Annotated in this window: 17 protein-coding genes and 1 pseudogene; 5 read left to right on the top strand and 13 right to left on the bottom strand. The window is 72.0% G+C overall.

Annotation, left to right across the window (positions count from 1 at the left end; all coding sequences use genetic code 11):
- The first annotated feature begins 101 nt into the window (after window positions 1-101).
- The 5 genes and pseudogenes from ACFE76_RS07930 to ACFE76_RS07910 all read left to right on the top strand — a co-directional run bounded on the left by ACFE76_RS07930 (window position 102) and on the right by ACFE76_RS07910 (window position 3,267).
- Complete coding sequence (locus tag ACFE76_RS07930) at window positions 102-245, top strand: hypothetical protein (RefSeq protein WP_375431194.1); 144 nt, start codon at window positions 102-104, stop codon at window positions 243-245.
- 77 nt (window positions 246-322) lie between these two features.
- Window positions 323-1,063 (top strand): annotated as a pseudogene (locus tag ACFE76_RS07925) (SDR family NAD(P)-dependent oxidoreductase).
- A 35-nt stretch (window positions 1,064-1,098) separates the two neighbouring features.
- A complete protein-coding gene (locus ACFE76_RS07920) occupies window positions 1,099-1,680 on the top strand; it encodes a type 1 glutamine amidotransferase domain-containing protein (protein WP_375431193.1) in 582 nt (193 codons plus the stop codon).
- Window positions 1,681-1,764: 84 nt separating this feature from the next.
- The gene (locus ACFE76_RS07915; RefSeq protein ID WP_375431192.1) at window positions 1,765-2,724 is read left to right on the top strand and encodes a hypothetical protein; all 960 of its coding nucleotides are present in this window, start codon (window positions 1,765-1,767) and stop codon (window positions 2,722-2,724) included.
- Window positions 2,725-2,835: 111 nt separating this feature from the next.
- Window positions 2,836-3,267, top strand: coding sequence for an organic hydroperoxide resistance protein (locus ACFE76_RS07910; protein WP_375431191.1), 432 nt, complete (start codon window positions 2,836-2,838; stop codon window positions 3,265-3,267).
- Window positions 3,268-3,347: 80 nt separating this feature from the next.
- Here ACFE76_RS07910 and ftsY read toward each other — a convergent pair whose 3' ends face one another.
- The 13 genes from ftsY to ACFE76_RS07845 form a co-directional block, all read right to left on the bottom strand.
- On the bottom strand, window positions 3,348-4,529 hold the full coding sequence (gene ftsY / locus ACFE76_RS07905) for a signal recognition particle-docking protein FtsY (protein ID WP_375431190.1): 1,182 nt from the start codon (window positions 4,527-4,529) through the stop codon (window positions 3,348-3,350).
- A gap of 62 nt (window positions 4,530-4,591) precedes the next feature.
- Window positions 4,592-4,783, bottom strand: a complete 192-nt coding sequence (locus ACFE76_RS07900; protein WP_375431189.1) for a hypothetical protein — start codon at window positions 4,781-4,783, stop codon at window positions 4,592-4,594.
- Between the two features lie 152 nt (window positions 4,784-4,935).
- Window positions 4,936-8,505 carry a chromosome segregation protein SMC gene (gene smc, locus ACFE76_RS07895; protein ID WP_375431188.1) on the bottom strand — a complete coding sequence of 1,190 codons (3,570 nt, stop codon included), beginning with the start codon at window positions 8,503-8,505 and terminating at the stop codon, window positions 4,936-4,938.
- A gap of 92 nt (window positions 8,506-8,597) precedes the next feature.
- A complete protein-coding gene (locus ACFE76_RS07890; RefSeq protein ID WP_375431187.1) occupies window positions 8,598-9,215 on the bottom strand; it encodes a GtrA family protein in 618 nt (205 codons plus the stop codon).
- A gap of 41 nt (window positions 9,216-9,256) precedes the next feature.
- On the bottom strand, window positions 9,257-10,117 hold the full coding sequence (mutM, locus tag ACFE76_RS07885) for a bifunctional DNA-formamidopyrimidine glycosylase/DNA-(apurinic or apyrimidinic site) lyase (RefSeq protein ID WP_375431186.1): 861 nt from the start codon (window positions 10,115-10,117) through the stop codon (window positions 9,257-9,259).
- A 22-nt stretch (window positions 10,118-10,139) separates the two neighbouring features.
- The gene (rnc, locus tag ACFE76_RS07880; RefSeq protein ID WP_375431242.1) at window positions 10,140-10,820 is read right to left on the bottom strand and encodes a ribonuclease III; all 681 of its coding nucleotides are present in this window, start codon (window positions 10,818-10,820) and stop codon (window positions 10,140-10,142) included.
- Between the two features lie 59 nt (window positions 10,821-10,879).
- A complete protein-coding gene (gene rpmF, locus ACFE76_RS07875; RefSeq protein ID WP_375431185.1) occupies window positions 10,880-11,071 on the bottom strand; it encodes a 50S ribosomal protein L32 in 192 nt (63 codons plus the stop codon).
- Between the two features lie 40 nt (window positions 11,072-11,111).
- Window positions 11,112-11,693 carry a DUF177 domain-containing protein gene (locus ACFE76_RS07870; RefSeq protein WP_375431184.1) on the bottom strand — a complete coding sequence of 194 codons (582 nt, stop codon included), beginning with the start codon at window positions 11,691-11,693 and terminating at the stop codon, window positions 11,112-11,114.
- 122 nt (window positions 11,694-11,815) lie between these two features.
- Complete coding sequence (locus ACFE76_RS07865; RefSeq protein WP_375431183.1) at window positions 11,816-12,385, bottom strand: hypothetical protein; 570 nt, start codon at window positions 12,383-12,385, stop codon at window positions 11,816-11,818.
- A 69-nt stretch (window positions 12,386-12,454) separates the two neighbouring features.
- A complete protein-coding gene (gene coaD, locus ACFE76_RS07860; RefSeq protein ID WP_375431182.1) occupies window positions 12,455-12,952 on the bottom strand; it encodes a pantetheine-phosphate adenylyltransferase in 498 nt (165 codons plus the stop codon).
- Window positions 12,953-12,986: 34 nt separating this feature from the next.
- A complete protein-coding gene (gene rsmD / locus ACFE76_RS07855; RefSeq protein WP_375431181.1) occupies window positions 12,987-13,691 on the bottom strand; it encodes a 16S rRNA (guanine(966)-N(2))-methyltransferase RsmD in 705 nt (234 codons plus the stop codon).
- On the bottom strand, window positions 13,688-16,006 hold the full coding sequence (locus ACFE76_RS07850) for an ATP-dependent DNA helicase RecG (protein ID WP_375431180.1): 2,319 nt from the start codon (window positions 16,004-16,006) through the stop codon (window positions 13,688-13,690). The genes rsmD and ACFE76_RS07850 overlap by 4 nt, the downstream gene beginning before the upstream one ends.
- Complete coding sequence (locus ACFE76_RS07845; RefSeq protein WP_375431179.1) at window positions 16,003-17,658, bottom strand: DAK2 domain-containing protein; 1,656 nt, start codon at window positions 17,656-17,658, stop codon at window positions 16,003-16,005. Before ACFE76_RS07845 ends, ACFE76_RS07850 begins: the two co-directional genes overlap by 4 nt.
- Window positions 17,659-17,751 lie beyond the last annotated feature (93 nt).

Genomic DNA, 17,751 nt, shown 5'->3' with positions numbered 1-17,751 from the left:
GAAACACCGGGTCGTCGACTTCCAGCGCGGCACCGTGCAGGATGTGAGCGGCACCTCGATCACCGTGCGGAGCGCCGACGGCTTCACCACGACCGACCCGGGTGAGCACCAAGACCAAGGTCGTGGCCGACAAGCTGGCCGCCACCATCGCCAGTGTGAAGGTGGAGGACCGGGTCCGGGTCGTCGCCACCCAGAAGGGCACGACCGTCACCGCGAACCGGATGGACGACCGCGGTGCCAGGTGAAGGATCAGGCCACCACACGAGAGCTGGGGCTGCCGGGCCTTGGGGGGACCGGCAGCCCCTCGGCCTAGCCTGAGGCCATGCCTTCCGCTGAACGTCGGACCTGCGTGATCACCGGCGCCTCGCGCGGCCTCGGTGCCGCGATCGCACGGCGGCTCGGCGCCGACGGCTGGTCGGTCGCGGTCAACTACCGCTCCGACGGGCCCGCGGCGGACGCGGTCGTCGCGTACATCCGGGCCGCGGGCGGGACGGCGGAGTCCTTTCACGGCGACGCCACCGACGAGGTCGGCGTGGCGCGGCTCGTTGCCGCCGCCAGCGAACGCCTGGGACCGGTCGAGGTCGTGGTGGCCAACGCCACCGGTCCGCAGCCCGAGGCCCGGCTCGAAGACGTGACGTGGCGGGCGTACCTCGACCAGCTCGAGTTCTTCGTGCTCAGCCCGACCCTCCTGGTCCAGGCCGCCCTCCCGTCGATGCGCCGCCTCGGCCGAGGCCGGGTGATCCTGATCGGCTCCGACCTCGCCGACCGAGCCGCCCCCGGTTGGTCGGCGTACGTCGCGGCCAAGAACGCCCAGGTCGGCCTGACCAAGGTGTGGGCCAAGGAGCTCGGGCCCGACCAGATCACCGTCAACCTCGTCCAGCCCGGCTAGATCCCCGTCGAGCGGCACGCTGGCGCCGACACCTCGGCCTACGAGGCAGAGGTCCCGCTCCGGCGGATGGGCGAACCGGACGACGTGGCCAACCTCGTCGCCTATCTCGCGTCGGACGCCGGCGCGTTCGTCACGGGCCAGCGGATCACCGTCAACGGCGGCCACGTGCTCTGACGCGGGCCGTCTGGAGCGCCGGTTACCGTGGGCACATGCCGGAGAACACCACCACCCCCGCCAAGCGGATCGCCTTCCTGGTCGCTGCCGAAGGAGTGGAGAAGGCCGAGCTCGTCGAGCCCTGGGCCGCGGTCAGCGACGCCGGCCACGAGCCGGTGCTGCTGAGCCTCGAGGCCGGTGACGTCCAGCTCTTCGAGCACCTCGACCACGCCGGGACCCAGCGGGTCGACGTCACCGTCGGTTCGGTGCAGGTCGACGACTTCGCCGCCCTGGTGCTGCCGGGCGGAGTCGCCAACCCCGACGCGCTCCGACTGGACGCTACGGCCGTCGCCTTCATCAAGAAGTTCGTCGAGTCCGGACGGCCCGTGGCCGCGATCTGCCACGCCCCCTGGACGCTGATCGAGGCCGACGTCGTCCGCGGCCACACCCTCACCTCGTGGCCGAGCCTGCAGACCGACCTCCGCAACGCCGGCGCCGAGTGGGTCGACGAGAAGGTCGTCGTCGACGGCAACCTGATCACCAGCCGCAACCCCGAGGACATCCCGGCCTTCAACAACGCCCTGCTCGAGGCCGTCAACCACGGCGTCAGCAGCGCCAAGACGGTCAGCGCAGTCTGAGTACAGCCCGCCTGCGTGAACACGGAACGGTAACAATGCCCGGCATATCGCAGGATGGGCGCCAGGCATCCGTACGGTTCCGAGGTGTCTCGACCTACCCCCACCGCCCTCGCGTCCGCTGTCCTCCTCACGTTGGCCCTGATGCTCGGCTCCAGCCCGAGCGCCTCCGCTGCGACGTCGCCCTCAGTCACCATCCACACCATCGCCGGCAAGAAGGCGAAGTGGCACAAGAAGGTAACCGTCAAACCGTCGGTGACTACGAAGGGGAACGTCGTCGACACGGTGCGAACGCTGACCGTGAAGAAGGGGAAGAAGACCGTCGTCAAGGGCAAGGCCTCCGCCAAGCTCCGGGCCGGTCGCTACCAGGTGACCACGAAGGTGAGCTACCACACCTGGAAGATGGTCACCAAGACCCGCACCACCCCGACCGAGGTCGTCGAGCTGCCGGCCTACACGTCCACGGACGCGTCGTGCACCATCACCAGCGAGACACCCGTCGTCACCCCGCCGGCTGACCCGGGAGAGACGCCCGTTGACCCTGGAGAGACACCCGTTGTCGACCCGACCGCGTACTCGCTGGCTCTCTCGTGCACAAGTGCCAGCTACACCGGAGCTCAGCCGGCTCAGGCTTCCGCCGTGTCTGACGGGCTCGGCGGCTGGGCCGTCGGCGTCGCTGGGGAGGAACCCATGCCGGTGACCGAGACCCCGTCGTTCGTCGGCGACGTCCTGCCTATCCCCGTGTTCTTCGACCACGACCTTGTGCGCACCGATCAGGTGAAAACCACGTACCGCGTGAAGGTCACCAGCAAGAAGCTGACCAAGACCAAGACGCAGAAGCTCCGCATCAAGGAAGGCAAGCGCCCCTCGCGGACCGACCCCGTCAGCGCCTACAACTGCCCGTCCTGGGCCCCCATCAAGGGCAACGCGTCGAGCATGATCTACCACCTGCCGGGTCAGCGCTTCTACGACGTGACCAAACCCGAGGACTGCTTCACCACCCAGAGCGCAGCGCGGTCTGCCGGGTACCGCATGTCGAAGGTCTGAGCACCAGTTGCAGGAAGCACTTGCCCGATCGGCGCTGATCCGTAGGGCTTTCTCAGCAGTTAGGTGGACCGCACCGGGAAGAGGACCGCGCTGGCCACGGTTGCGCACGACATGACCAACACACCGACCACGATCGTCTACACCGCTTCCGCCACCACCACCGGAGGCCGCCAGGGCCACGCGGTGAGCAGCGACGGCATCCTCGACCTCACCCTGACGGCGCCGAAGGAGATGGGTGGCCCCGGCACCGGCACCAACCCCGAGCAGCTCTTCGCCGCCGGCTACAGCGCCTGCTTCAACGGTGCCCTGATGATGGTCGCCAAGCAGGCCAAGCTGGACGCGTCCGCCGCGCAGGTCACGGTCGACATCGGCTTCGGCCCCGAGGGCGACAGCTTTGCCATCACCGCCGACATCGCGGTGGCCATCCCCGGGCTCGAGCTGGCTCAGGTCCAAGAGCTCGCCGACGCGGCCCACCAGGTCTGCCCGTACTCCAAGGCCACCCGGGGCAACGTCCCGGCCACCGTCAAGGCCGTCGCCGCCTGACCCGTTCCCGACTTGTCAGCGTCAGTGGCGGCCAGAGCAGCCACAGACGCTGACAAGTCGGGGGGGGTAAAAGGCTGGGGTCAGCCCTGGTCGAGGAGGGCGTCGACGAAGACCTCGGCGTCGAACGGCGCGAGGTCGTCGACGCCTTCCCCCAGGCCGACCAGCTTGACCGGGACGCCCAGCTCGCGCTGGACCTGGACGACGATGCCGCCCTTGGCCGAGCCGTCGAGCTTGGTCAGCACGATGCCGGTGACGTTCACGACGTCGCGAAAGATGCGCGCCTGGGTCAGACCGTTCTGGCCGGTGGTCGCGTCGAGCACCAGCAGCACCTCACCGACCGGCGCCTGACGCTCGATCACCCGCTTGACCTTGCCGAGCTCGTCCATCAGCCCGGTCTTGGTGTGCAGCCGCCCGGCGGTGTCGATCAGCACGACGTCGACCTCCTGCTCGATGCCGGCCTTGACCGCCTCGAAGGCCACGCTGGCCGGGTCGGCGCCCTCGGCCCCGCGGATGGTCGGCACCCCGACCCGGTCGCCCCAGGTGGCCAGCTGGTCAGCGGCCGCGGCGCGGAACGTGTCGGCGGCGCCGAGGACCACGTCCTTGTCCTCCCCCACCAGCACCCGCGCGAGCTTGCCGACCGTCGTCGTCTTGCCGGTCCCGTTCACCCCGACGACCATGATCACCGCCGGTACGTCACCACGGGCGGTGTTCAGCGTGCGGTCCAGCGTCGGGTCGACCAGCCGGACCAGCTCGGTCCGCAGGATCTCCCGCGCCCGTACGGGGTCGGCCACCCCGTCGACCCGCAGCTTGGCCCGGAGCGACTCGACCAGCTCGGTGGTCGGGCCGACCCCCAGGTCGGAGGTGATGAGGGCGTCCTCGAAGTCTTCCCAGGTCTCTTCATCGATCCGGTCCCGGCTGATCAGCATCAGCAGGCCACGGCTCAGCGCAGTGTTGGAGCCCGAGAGCCGACGTCGCAGCCGAGCCAGCCGGCTCTCCCGGCTGTCCGGCCGGTCGAGCGGGACGAGCTCGGGCTCGACGACCTCGACGTCCGGCGCTACCCCGGTGCTTGCGCCCGGTCCCGGCCGCTCGAGCAGGTCGACGTCACCGTCGGCGTCGGCGGGCGCTCCCGGCTGACCGGGGAGCTGCGGCGTCTCCCGAGCGCGCAGCAGCGCCGCCCGCCGGCGGGTCGCGATCACGCCGACCGCCACGAAGGCGGCCAGGATGATGGCGCCGACGATAATCCACAGAGTTACCGGATCCACCGGCACATCCTAGAGGCGGCCGCGCGCCGCCCGACTCGCTCGGGCCGAACGCGGACGGCGCGTCAGGGGTGGCTTCGGCTCAGGGCCTTGGGCGGCTGGCCGTCCCCGTTCAGGTGCTGGGCGGCACGAGCGAAGCGGTCGGCGAGGCGCGGCGCGCGCTCTTTCCACCGGCCCTCGATGCCCATCAGGACGAGACCGACGACCCCGCCCACCAGGGCAAGGGTGACGATCATGGCGACGACGATTGCGATCACAGGAGGTGCCTCTCGACAGTCGAGCAGAGCCCGGGGAAGGGGACTGTCATGCACTCACATGCTGACACCGCGTACCCGCAGCACCGCGGAGGTCGACGGTCGCGTCGCTCTCGATCCGGTAACGGTCGCCGCCGCGTGCGAGGAGGTAGCGGTCAGGCCACCGAGCTCTCGCGCAGCCGCTGCGAGATCACCGCGGAGACCCCGTCGCCGCGCATCGTGACCCCGTAGAGGGCGTCGGCGATCTCCATCGTCCGCTTCTGGTGGGTGATCACCAGCAGCTGGCTGCTCTCGCGCAGCTCCTCATAGATCTCCAGCAGCCGGCCGAGGTTCGTGTCGTCCAGCGCCGCCTCGACCTCGTCCAGGATGTAGAACGGGCTCGGCCGCGCGAGGAAGAGCGAGACCAGGAACGCCACCGCCACGAGGGAGCGTTCGCCGCCGGAGAGCAGCGACAACCGCTTCACCTTCTTTCCCGCCGGCCGCGCCTCCACGTCCACGCCGGTGGTCAGCCAGCTGCCGGGCTCGGTCAGCACCAGCCGGCCCTCACCGCCCGGGAACAGCCGGGCGAAGACGCGCTCGAAGGCCACCTCGACGTCGGCGTACGCCTCGGCGAAGACCTGCTCCACCCGGGCGTCGACGTCGGTGATGATGTCCAGCAGGTCGCGCCGGGTCTGGCGCAGGTCCTCCAGCTGCTCGGCGAGGAACTGGTGCCGCTCAGCGAGGGCGTCGAACTCCTCCAGCGCCAGCGGGTTGACCCGACCGAGGACGCCGAGAGACTTCTCGGCTTTGCGCAGCCGGGCCTGCTGCTGATCCCGGACGTACGGCAAGGGGGACGGCGGCTCGTCGTCTGGGCCCAGCGCGGTCCCGTCCTCGCGGGCCAGCACCGGCACCAGCTGGTCTGGACCGTAGTCGCGGACCAGGGCGGCGGACTCCAGGCCGAGCTCGGTCATCGCCCGCTCGGCCAGCGCGTCCACCCGCATCCGCTGCTCGGCTCGAGCCAGCTCGTCGCGGTGCACGGCGTCGACCAGGTGCTCGAAGTCGCCACCCAGCCGCCGGGCCTCGGCCCGCACGTCCCGCAGCGCGGTGTCCGCAGCCGTCCGGTCGGCCTCGGCCGCAGCCCGCGCCGTCGCCGCCAGGCCGAGGGACCGTTCCAGCTGCGCGGCCAGGTACGCCCCGGCGGTCTGCACGGTCGCCGCCGCGCGGGCCTCGGCCAGCATCCGCTCGCGGCGCGCGGCCGCCTTGGCCCGCGCCTGCCGCTCGTGCTCGGCCGCGCGGCGCAGCGCGTCCGCCCGACCGGCCAGCGACCGGGACCGCTCCTCCAGCGTGCGCAGGGCCAGCCGAGCGTCCATCTCGGCCGACCGAGCCGTCCGGGCCGCCTCGGCGAGCCGGTCACGTTCCGCCGGGTCGGGTTCGGGCTCGCCCTCGCTCTGCTCGGCCAACGCCAGCCGCTGCTCGAGGTCGGCCAACCCGGCGAGGTCGCGGTCGCGCGCGGCCTCGGCCTGGACGATTCCCTGCCGCAGCCGGTCCGCCTCCCCCGAGGCCGAGGTCGCCGTGCTCCTCAGCTGGCCCAGCTCCTCGGCGATCGCCGCCATCGCGGCGTCGGACTCGTGCAGCTTGGCCAGCGCGATCTCGACGCCCTGCTCCGCCGCCCGGTACCGCTCGTCGAGCTCGCTGGCGGCAAAGCGCAGCCGCTCGACCTGGTGGGTCGCGGCGGCCAGCCGTTGCTCGGCGTCCTCGATCGCCGCCTGCACCTCGAGCAGGCTGGGCTGGGCCGACGAGCCGCCGGCGGCGCGGACCGCGCCCAGCACGTCGCCGTCCCGGGTCACGGCCACGATGTCGGGAAGGTCGGCGAGCAGCGCCCGCGCCGCCGGCAGGTCAGCCACCACCGCCACCCGGCCCAGCACGGTCCGAACCGCAACGCTCAGCTCGGCCGGAGCGTCGACCACCTCGACGGCGTACCGCGCCCCCTCCGGCAGGACGGGCCAGGACTCGGTCTCGTCGACCGCCGGGCCGGCCAGCAAGAGGTCCGCCCGACCGAGGTCCTCGGTCTTCAGGTGGCCGAACGCCCCGACGGCCGCGTCCAGCCCGGTGACGGCCACGGCGTCGGCCGCCCGGCCCAGGGCGGCGGCCACGGCGACCTCGTAGGTGGGTTCGACGGTCAGCAGTCCGGCGACCGGACCGAGCAGCCCGGCCACCTCGCCCGCGGCGGCGAGCAGGGCTGCGGCGGCGTCCTTGCGCTGCAGCCCGACCTGCAGGGCGTCGAGGCGCGCCACCAGAGCCGCGCGCTCGGAGGTGGCGGCCACCTCCTGCCGGCGCAGCTCGGCCAGCTCGGCAGTCACGGCGTCCAGAGCCTCGACGGCCGCCTCGTGGTCGGCGTCCAGCCCGAGCTCGCCGTCGTCCAGCCCGGCCACCCGGGTCTCCAGCGACGTGAACGCCAGCCGGGCCGTCTCCGCCCGTTCGGTCGCGGCGGCCGACGCCCCGCTCAGCCGGCCGATCTCGGCGCCGGCGGCCTCGGACCGGCTACGGAGCGCGTTGACCTGACCGACCAGCCGAGCCAGCCCCTCGCGGCGGTCCGCGGCCGCACGCAGCAGTCCGGCAAGCCGGGCCTCTTCCCTACGGTGGTCGTCCTCGACGTCGGCGCGGGCAGCCGAGGCGTCCCGCAGGGCCTCGGCCTTGGCGCTCACCTGCACGGCGAGGTCACGCTCCTGGGCGGCGACCGCGGCCGCCTCGCGGTCGAGCTCGTCGGGGTCGCGGCCGGCCCGGACCTCGCCGGGGTCGCGGTCGGCGTGCCGGACGCGCTCGCGCGCGATCGAGATCGTGCTGGCGACCCGTTCGCGCAGGGCCGCGAGGGCGTACCAGGTCTCCTGAGCGGCGTTCAGCGCCAGCGCCGACTGCCGGACGTTCTCCTCGGCCGCCAGCTCACGCTCGCGGGCGTCCTCGAGCGCCTGCTCGACCTCGACCCGGCGCTGCTTGAGCGCCCGCTCGTCGGCCAGCTCGGACTCCAGCGCCAGGGTGGCCTGGACGAGGTCGTCGGCGATCAGCCGCGCCTTGGCGTCGCGGAGGTCGGCCTGGATCACAGCGGCTCGTCGGGCGACGTCGGCCTGCCGGCCGAGCGGCTTGAGCTGCCGCCGGATCTCGTTGATCAGGTCGGACAGCCGGTTGAGGTTGACCTCGCAGGCCTCCAGCTTGCGGAGTGCCTTCTCCTTCCGCTTGCGGTGCTTGAGGACGCCGGCCGCCTCCTCGATGTAGCCGCGCCGCCCCTCCGGCGTGGCCTGCAGGATGCCGTCGAGCTGGCCCTGGCCGACGATGACGTGCATCTCGCGGCCGATCCCGGAGTCGCTGAGCAGGTCCTGGACGTCGATCAGCCGGGCTGCGGTGCCGTTGATCGCGTACTCCGAGCCACCGGAGCGGAACATGGTCCGGCTGATCGTGACCTCGGCGTAGTCGATCGGTAGCGCGCCGTCGGAGTTGTCGATGGTCAACGCGACCTCGGCGCGGCCCAGCGGGCTGCGGCCAGAGGTGCCGGCGAAGATGACGTCCTCCATCTTGCCGCCGCGGAGCGACTTCGCGCCCTGCTCCCCCATCACCCAGCTGAGGGCGTCGACGACGTTCGACTTGCCCGACCCGTTCGGCCCGACCACACAGGTGATGCCCGGTTCGAAGGCCAGGGTGGTCGCCGAGGCGAAGGACTTGAAGCCGCGCAGGGTAAGGCTCTTGAGATGCACGTACGCCTCTCTCTAGGCAGCCCGAGGACAACGGATCATGGCGCGGGAAGGCCCCCTCACCCTAAGCGTCCGGCCGGACCGGCCGGCACATCTCAGCCGGGTGTCGAGCCTGAGCTGCTGGTCGGGCCGGGGATCCGGGCCTCGGCCTCCTCCGCCTGCGCTTCCTCCGCCAGCGAGGGGTGCTCGCCGCCGCGGACCGCGGAGAAGGTCCACACCTTGTTCAGCACGAACGAGATCGGCACGGTGATGGCGATCACGATCAGCTGGGCCCAGTAGAACTTGGTGCGCAGCCCGCTGGAGTTGTCGAAGACGTCGGAGGGCAGCGAGAGGAACGAGCCCGGGTGCATCAGCAGGGTGAGGATGCCCAGCCCGACGAGCTGAGCCGCCAGCCCGACCGCGAGGAACGGTGCGTACTCGCGCCACCAGCCGCTGTGCTTGGCGCTGCGGAAGGTGAACCGCCGGTTCAGCTGGAAGTTCCAGAGGTTGGCGACCAAGAAGGCGAGCATCGAGTAGACGTGGTACCAGCGGACGTTGAACGACGTCAGCGGCAGGTTGAGGAACACGTCGTCGAAGTGCGGGCCGCTGCGCTTGAGCAGGATGCTGACCAACAGGTTCACCAGCACACCCGAACCGCCCACCAGGCCGAACCGGAACAGCAAGACCCAGTTGTGACCGTGCCGGACGAACAGATAGTGCTTGAGACGCTCCACGATGCCTTTCACGATACCGCCGGTGCCGGCGCCGACCAGGGTCAGCCGGCGTACGCCGCGCCGGAGGGAGTGCGCTGACAGCGGGGGCAGCGGAAGGCCGAGCGGTTCATGAACGGCTCGCGGCGGACGAGCGTTCCGCAGCGTGGGCAGGGACGACCTTCTTGGCCGTAGACCGCCAGTGAGCGGTCGAAGTAGCCACTGGCGCCGTTCACGTTGACGTAGAGCGTGTCGAACGAGGTGCCGCCCTGGCCCAGTGCAGTGGCCATCACGTCGCCGGCGGCGGTGAGCACCGCGACCGCCCGCGCTCTCGGCAGGGTCGACGTGGCCCGGGCGTAGTGCAGCCGGGCCAACCAGAGGGCCTCGTCGGCGTAGATGTTGCCGATGCCCGAGACCAGCTGCTGGTCGAGCAGGGCCCGCTTGATCCCGGTGCGCTTGCGCCGCAGCCGCGTGACCGCGGCGGCCAGGTCGAACTCAGGGTCGAACGGGTCGCGGCCGATGTGGGCGACCTCGGCCGGCAGGTCCGCGCCGCCGGCAGAGATCGAGAGGCCGCCGAACATCCGCTGGTCGACGAACCGCAGCTGGGGGTCGCCGTCGGCCAAGGTGATCAGCACCCGCGTGTTCGGGGCGAGCGGGGCGGTCGCGGCGTCCAGCCGGAACTGTCCGCTCATGCCCAGGTGGGCCAGCAGTGCGTCGCCGTCGGTGAACGGCAGCCACAGGTACTTGCCACGGCGCCGGGGTTCGGCGAACGTCCGACCGACCAGCTCCGCAGCAAACGACTCGGGGCCCAGCAGGTGCCGCCGCACCGGGCGCGGGTGCAGGACGTCCACGGCCACGATCTGTCGACCGAGGGTGCCGGCGATCAGGCCGCGCCGGACCGTCTCGACCTCGGGCAGCTCAGGCACGCGGCAGGGTCACTGGTCAGGATCAGTGAGCCGCGGCGGCGGCGGTGCTGCCGGCGGCGGGTGAGTCCTTGATGGCGCCAAACGCGATCGCGGCCGCGTTCTGCTCGGCTTCCTTCTTGTTCCGGCCGGCGCCGGGGCCGTAGCTGTGACCGTCGAGCACCACCATGGCCTGGAACGTCTTGGCGTGGTCGGGGCCGGACTCACCGACCTCGTACACGGGGACGCCGAGACCGGCGAGCGACGCGCGTTCCTGCAAGCTCGTCTTCCAGTCCAGCCCGGCGCCGCGGGTGGCCACGTCGACCATCAGCGCGTCGAAGAGGTGGTGGACGAAGACCCGGGAAGCCTCGATGCCGTGCTCGGTGAAGACAGCCCCGATCACAGCCTCGGTGGTGTCGGCGAGGATCGAGGACTTGTCCCGTCCACCGGTGGCCTCCTCGCCGCGGCCCAACCGGACCAGCGCCCCGAGGTCAAGGCCGCGGGCGACCTCGGCCAGGGCACGCGAGTTCACCACCGCGGCCCGCAGCTTGGCGAGCTGGCCCTCGGAAAGGTCCGGATAGGTGGTGTAGAGGTGCTCGGTGACGACGAGCCCGAGGACGGAGTCGCCGAGGAACTCCAGCCGCTCGTTGGTGGGCAGACCGCCCTGCTCGTACGCGAACGAGCGGTGCGTCAGCGCACGCGTCATCAGCTCGGGACCGACATCCATCCCGAGCTGGTCCAGCAGCTCGACCACCGATTGATGGCCAGAGCCTGCCTCCGTCTGGATCAGGACGCGAGGACCTGGCGGCGAGCCGCGCGCGGACCGTACTGACCGCAGGACGGGCAGGTGACGTGGGGCAGGTGCTTCTCGCGGCAAGCCGGGTTGGCACACGTCACCAGCGTCGGCACCGTGGCCTTCCACTGCGCGCGGCGGTGCCGCGTGTTGCTGCGCGACATCTTCCTCTTGGGAACGGCCACGGTGATCTCCTCGCTTCTCCACCCTCAGGTGGCACATCTTCTAACCCTGGAACTGGCTCTGCACATCGTAGGTTCCGTCCGCCTCGTCCTCGAGGTCGCGCAGCTTTTCCCACCGGGGGTCGAGCGACGCCTCGTGCGTGTGGTCGGGAACGAGGTTAAGGTTGGCGCCACACTCGACGCACAGCCCCTCACAGTCCTCCCGGCACAGCGGACGGAACGGAAGATCGAGCACCACACCGTCACGGAGCAGCGGCTCGAGGTCGAGCAGGTCGCCCTCCAGCCTGCTGGCCTCGTCCTCCTCGGCTTCGTTCCCGGGATAGACGAACAGCTCCTGGATGTCGATCTCCATCGAGTCGGAGACCTCACCCAGGCACCGCACGCACTCCCCGCGGACCTCGACCGTGGCGATGCCGGTGACCAGCACTCCCTCGACCACCGACTCGAGCCGTACGTCCAGCTCGACCGGAGATCCGGGTGGTACCCCGATCACGGCAATGCCGAGATCTGCCGGAGCTTCAGCGGTCGCCTGAACCACCTTCATCCCACCCGCGCGACGACCCAGTTCACGGGTGTCGAGGACCAAGCCGGAACGGCGGTCCAACGGGCGATGCGGCGAGCTCATCGCGATCCTTCCAAGCCAGCAGTCCTGACAGCGTCATGACCGACGTCCAACATTACCGTCCCGGGCGACCGGCAACCAAACCCGGCGCGATCCGGCGCCGCGCCCAGTCTGGCACGCCGTCCTCAGCCGGCCGGGGTGGTCGGCGAAGCGGGCGTCCGCGCCGGGTCGAGGTTGCTGCGCTCGGCGAGCCGCGCCCGCGCCGTCTTCACCTGGCTGGAGGTCTTGTGCAGCACCGACTCGAAACCCGCCATCCGGGAGTCGATGAACAGGTCGGTCTCCTTGCGGAGCGCCGCCGCCTCGTGCTCGGCGTCGCTCAAGATCCGGGCGGCCATGCCCTCGGCGGTCGTGACGATCTCGCTCTCGCGGGCCAGCCGGCTGACCTCGTTCTTGGCCTCGGCGACGATCCGCTCACGCTCGGCCTCGCCCTCGGCGATCTTGGCCGAGGACCGGTCGATCACCCGCTGCGCGTCACTGATCTCGTCCGGGAGGTGGTCGATGACCTCGTCGATGGCCGAGAGGACGTCCCCTCGGTTGACCACGCAGGACGCCGACATCGGCATGGCCCGGGCGCTCAGGACGAGCTCGCGCAGCTGCGCCAGCTTTTCCTCGGCGGTGGGCTTGACCGGCGCGGGCTTCGGCGACGGGGGCTTCGATGACGTGGGCTTGACCGTGGTGGTGGTCCGGTCCGACATGGCACTCCTCAAGCACGACGACAGCACGCCCCCACGTGCCACCTGGTGGCGCAGATCTCAGCAGCCATGCTAACCGGCCGTCGGCTCGCGTCGGGCCGCCGCCCGGCGCTGGACCTGGTCGGCGACGGCCGGGGAGAGGAACGGCGTGACGTCCCCGCCGAGGCCCGCCACCTCCCGGACCAGGGAGGAGGACAGGAACGACCACTCAGGTGCCGTGGGCAAGAAGACGGTGTCGAGACCCGTGAGCCGGCGGTTCATCTGGGCCATCGACAGCTCGTAGGCCACGTCGGCGGAGGACCGGACGCCCTTGGCCACGACTCCGATCCCCTCGGCCCGGCAGAAGTCGACCAGCAGGCCACCGAAGAGCGTGATCCGGACGCCCGGCCAGGCCGCGCAGGCCTCGCGCAGCATCGCCACCCGCTCGGTCGGGGAGAACCAGCCGCGCTTGGAGATGTTGTCACCGACCGCGACCACCACCTCGTCGAACATCGCCGCCGCCCGGCCGATCACGTCGAGGTGGCCGAGGGTGACCGGGTCGAACGAGCCGGGGCAGACTGCGCGCGTCATGGGGTGCTCCTCCAGCGTCGGCGGGGTCCGGGCCTCACGACAGAGGTGTCCAGACCTCGGTGGTCACAGCCGGGGAGGTCGCAGCCGGGGAGGTCGCCCCGCGAGAGGTCGCCCCGGGAAAGATGGCCCCGGGAAAGATGGCCCCAGGAAAGATCGCCCCAGGAAAGATGGCGTAGTGCAGCACGGTCTCGCCGTAGCTCTTCGTCCAGGTCTCCCCCGCCCCTGCCGGCCAGGACACGGCGTCGCCTCGCCGACTGCGTTCCACGACGACCAGCGCGTCCGGGGCGAGCCAGCTGTGCGCGACCAGGTCGGCCAGCACGGCCTCGACTGCAGCGGCGGCCAGGTCGTACGGGGGGTCGAGGAAGACCACGTCGAAGGGCCTGGGCGCCCCGGCGGCCACCAGCTGCTCGACCCGGACGCTCTGCTGCTGCACCCCGAGCCCCAGCTCGGCAGCGTTGCGGCCGATCAGCTGGGCGGTCCGCCGGTCGGACTCGACGAGCAGTACCGGCTCGGCCCCACGGCTCGCGGCCTCCAGCCCCACGGCGCCGGACCCGGCGTACAGGTCGGCCACGGCGAGGCCCGCGAGCGACTGGTCGGCGGGGGCGTCCGCCGTCCCGGCCCAGGCGGCAACGGCGGAGAAGAGCGCCTCGCGCACCCGGTCTGTGGTGGGCCGGGTGCGCGACCCGGCCGGTACGGACAGCCGGCGGCCGCCGCGCGAGCCGGCGATGATCCGGCTCACGTCCGCTCCAGCCAGTCGCCGGCCGCCTGCCGCTCGACCAGGGCGACCATGTCAGCCAGGCCCGGGTCGGTGACGTCGGGATCGGCGGTGACGCAGCGTTCGGCGAGGTCCCGGGCCACGGTGATGACGTCGGCGTCGGTCAGCACCCGCAGTAGCCGCAGGCTCGACCGGTGCCCGGACTGGCTGGCGCCCAACACGTCACCCTCCCGGCGCTGCTCGAGGTCGACCTCGGCCAGCGCGAACCCGTCCCGGGTGGCCGCGACGGCCGCGAGCCGCTCACCGGCGAGGCTGTCGGCGGGCACCCCGCTCAGCAGCAGACAGACGCCCGGGTGGCCACCGCGTCCGATCCGGCCGCGCAGCTGGTGCAGCTGTGAGATGCCGAAGCGGTCGGCGTCGCAGACGACCATCACCGAAGCGTTCGGCACGTCGACGCCGACCTCGATCACGGTGGTCGCGACTAGGACGTCGGTCTCGCCCGCCGCGAACCGCCGCATCACCGCGTCCTTGTCCTCGGCGGCGAGCTGGCCGTGCAGCATCTCCACCGCGAGACCGGCGAGCGGACCGGTGGACAGCTCGGCGAACAGGTCCTCCACCGCCGCCGCGGGCGGAAGCTCCTCAGCCCTGAGATCGGTCAGGAAGGGCACGTCGGGCAGCACCTCGAGGTCGTCCGGCTTGGCGCTCGCGGTCGAGGAGATCCGGGCGCAGACCACGTAGGCCTGCCGGCCCGCGGCGACCTCCTCGGTAATCCGCCGCCAGGCCCGCTCGACCCACGTCGGCTGGCGTCGGGTGTCGACCACCACCGTGGTCACGTCGGCGCGACCCGCCGGTACCTCCCGCAGCGTCGACACCTCGAGGTCGCCGAACACCGTCATCGCCACCGACCGGGGGATCGGCGTGGCGGTCATCACCAGCACGTGCGGCCGGGCCGTCGCCTTGGCGCTCAGCGCGGCCCGCTGCTCGACCCCGAAGCGGTGCTGCTCGTCGACCACGACGAGGCCGAGGTCGGCGAACTGCACACCCGCGCCCAGCAGCGCGTGCGTCCCGACCACGATGCCGGCCTCGCCGGACGCCGCCTGCAGAGTCGCCGCCCGCCGGGCCGCGGCGTTCTGGGAGCCGGTGATCAAGGTGACGGCGGTCGCGTGGTCGGCGGCGCCGAGCGTCCCGCCCGTGGCGAGGTCGCCGAGCATCCGGGTGATCGTCTGGTGGTGCTGAGCGGCGAGCACCTCGGTCGGGGCGAGCAGCGCGGCCTGGCCGCCGGCCTCGACCACCGCCAGCATCGCCCGCAACGCGACGAGGGTCTTGCCAGACCCGACCTCACCCTGCAGCAGCCGCTGCATCGGGTGGTCGAGGGCGATCTCGGCCATGATCTCCTCGCCCACCTCGACCTGGCCAGCGGTGAGGGTGAACGGCAGCCGGGCGTCGAAGGCGTCGAGCAGCCCTCCCCTACGGCGAGGTCGAGGCACCGCCCCGTGGGCGGCCGCGTCCGCGCGGCGCCGGGCCATGGTGAGCTGCAGGGCGAACGCCTCGTCGAAACGCAGCCGGTCGCGGCCGGCCTCGATCTCGGACCGGTCGGTGGGCTGGTGCAGCGCACGGAAGGCCGTCAGCAGGTCGACCACCTCCGCCTCGGCTCGAACCCAGTCCGGCAGCGGGTCGGCCAGCCCCTCGAGGTGGTCGAGCACGAGGCCAGCGCAGGCCGCGATGGTCCAGGTCCGCAGCTTGCCGGCCATCGGGTAGAGCCCGACCAGCGGGAAGCGGACGGCGCCGGCCAGGTCAGCGTTGCGTTTGGCGCCGCCGACGACGCGACCCTCGTCGTCCAGGATCACGAAGTCCGGGTTCGCGAGCTGCAGCTTGGCGTTGAACTCCTTCACCTTGCCCGCGAAGATGCCGCGGGCGCCCCGGACCAGGTCTTTCTGCCAGTGCGAGATGAGATGGGCAGCCCCGAAGAAGGTGAGGGTCAGCGAGCCCCGCCGGTCGGTGATCACGGCTTCGAGCCGCGGCTTCTTGGTGGTCCGGTAGGTGCCGTTGGGCAGGTTGTACGCCTGGGTGTCGACGACCTCGGCGACCACGGCCACCTCCTGCTCGGGCTGGAGCGCGGAAAGGTCGCTGAGCTCCGCGGCGGAGAAGTAGCGGCGTGGCAGGTGGTGCATCAGGTCGTCGACCGTGCGTACCTTCAGGGCCTCGAACTGCTTGGCCGTCCTGTCCCCGAGCACCGAGTCGAGCCGGGCGGCCAGCCGGCGGTAGGTGTCCGTACGCCAGGGGCTGACCGCGGCGCTGCTCGCCCCGGTGGCCGGAGGGCTCGTCGACGGGGGGGTCACTCCAGCCCCACCAGCACGACGGAGCCGGGCTGGCCGCCGTCGATCACCTGGACCTGGACGCCGGCCGCCCGCTCCCGCGTCCGGCTGGTCAGCTCGTCGGCCAGCTCGAGGGTGGCGTCGGCGCCGAGCACCACCGTCAGCAGCTCACCGCCCGCGGCGAGCAGCCGCTCGACGACCCGCCAGGCGACCTCGACCACACTGGCCCCGACCTCGACCACGTTGCCTTCGACGACCCCGAGGACGTCTCCGGGGAACGAGCGTCCCGTACGGGTGTCGGACTCGGTCTCGGCCACCGTGACGGCGCCGTGGCGGGCGTGCCCGGCGGCGGCGCTCATCGCCGTGACGACAGCGTCGAAGTCGGCGTCCGGGTCGTGCACCGCGAGCGCCGCCAGCCCCTGGACCTGGGTCAGGGTCGGGATCACCGCGAGCCGTCGGTGGGGACGGGTCGGTCGGCGTTCGGCCCGGCGAGCGGCGACCAGGCGGCGCGCGGCGGCCAGGGCCACCGGGTCGTTGGGCAGGACCACCACGTCGCCGTCGGCGTCACCGAGCGCTGCCCCGAGCAGCTCCGCCAGCGGCTGGTCATCGACGGTCAGCACCGCGACCGCTCCGGACGCGACGACCGCCCGGGCCAGACCTCGCCCGGGAACCACGGCGATCACCGACCGGACAGCCGGGCCCACCGGTTCGAGCACAGTGATCCGCACCTGGGACAGCCGGCCGAGACCCAGCGCCGCCTCCACCGCGGCACCCGGGTCGCCGAGGTGCACGTGCACCTGGGCCACGCCCGGCCCCATCCCGCCAGCTCTGTCCCCTCTGGCCCCGCTCTCCCCCACGACGACGACGCTATGACCGAGGTCTGACAGTTTCTGCTTGAGCGCCATCAGCGCCTCGGGCTCGGCGCCGTGCAGGGCGTACATCACCTCGTACTCGGGGTCGCCACCGGTCGAGCGGACCGGGCTGGCCGGAGCACCGGCGGTGATCGGGACGGCCGGCTCCCCGCCGAGCACCTCGACCAGCGCGTCCACGAGCAGCGCGTACGCCTGGCCGCCCGCGTCGACCACGCCAGCCTCGGCCAGCACCTCCAGCTGGTCGGGCGTCCGCTGCAGGGCCAGCCGGGCCTCGGTCTGGGCGGCCCGGGCCACGGCGAGCGCGTCGTCCGGGCTGGTCAGCGCCGCTTGCTCGGCTGCCACGGCGGCGTCGGCGGCGACGGTCAGGATGGTGCCGGCCACGGGCTGGGCCACGGCGCGGCGGGCGGCGTCGGCGACGGTACGTAGCAGCAGCGCGATCCGGTCCCCGGCGCCACCGACGGCCATGCTCACGCTGGGCTGCTGCAGGCTGCGGCAGACGCTGGAGAACATCTCGGCGACGATGGCACCGGAGTTGCCGTGCGCGGAGAGGATCGCCGCCTGGACGACGGCGTCGATGCTGGACCGGTTGACGTCGGGCACGGCCCGGGCGATGCCGGCGAGGGTGAGCTGCAGGTTGGAGCCGGTGTCGGCGTCGGAGATGGGAAAGACGTTGAGCGCGTTCAGCGCCTCGGTCGACTCACCGATCACCGCACTCGCCCGGCGCAGCCACGCGTCGAACACCGACCACACGCCTGAGGCGTCGGCCAACGGCCGCGGTGGCGCAGGACGGACGGACTCGGACACGCGAACACCCTAGTAGGCAGGCGTCCGGCTCGATTGGCCCGCGCTGGTCGCGGTCGGGTACTCTGTTCCGGTTGCCCGCTACGGGCGATCCAC

Origin of the sequence: uncultured Friedmanniella sp., from assembly GCF_964244005.1 — a bacterium.
Classification (GTDB): Bacteria; Actinomycetota; Actinomycetes; order Propionibacteriales; family Propionibacteriaceae; genus Microlunatus.
Note: the sequence above shows the minus strand (reverse complement) of the source record. Positions and strands in the feature narration are given on the sequence as shown.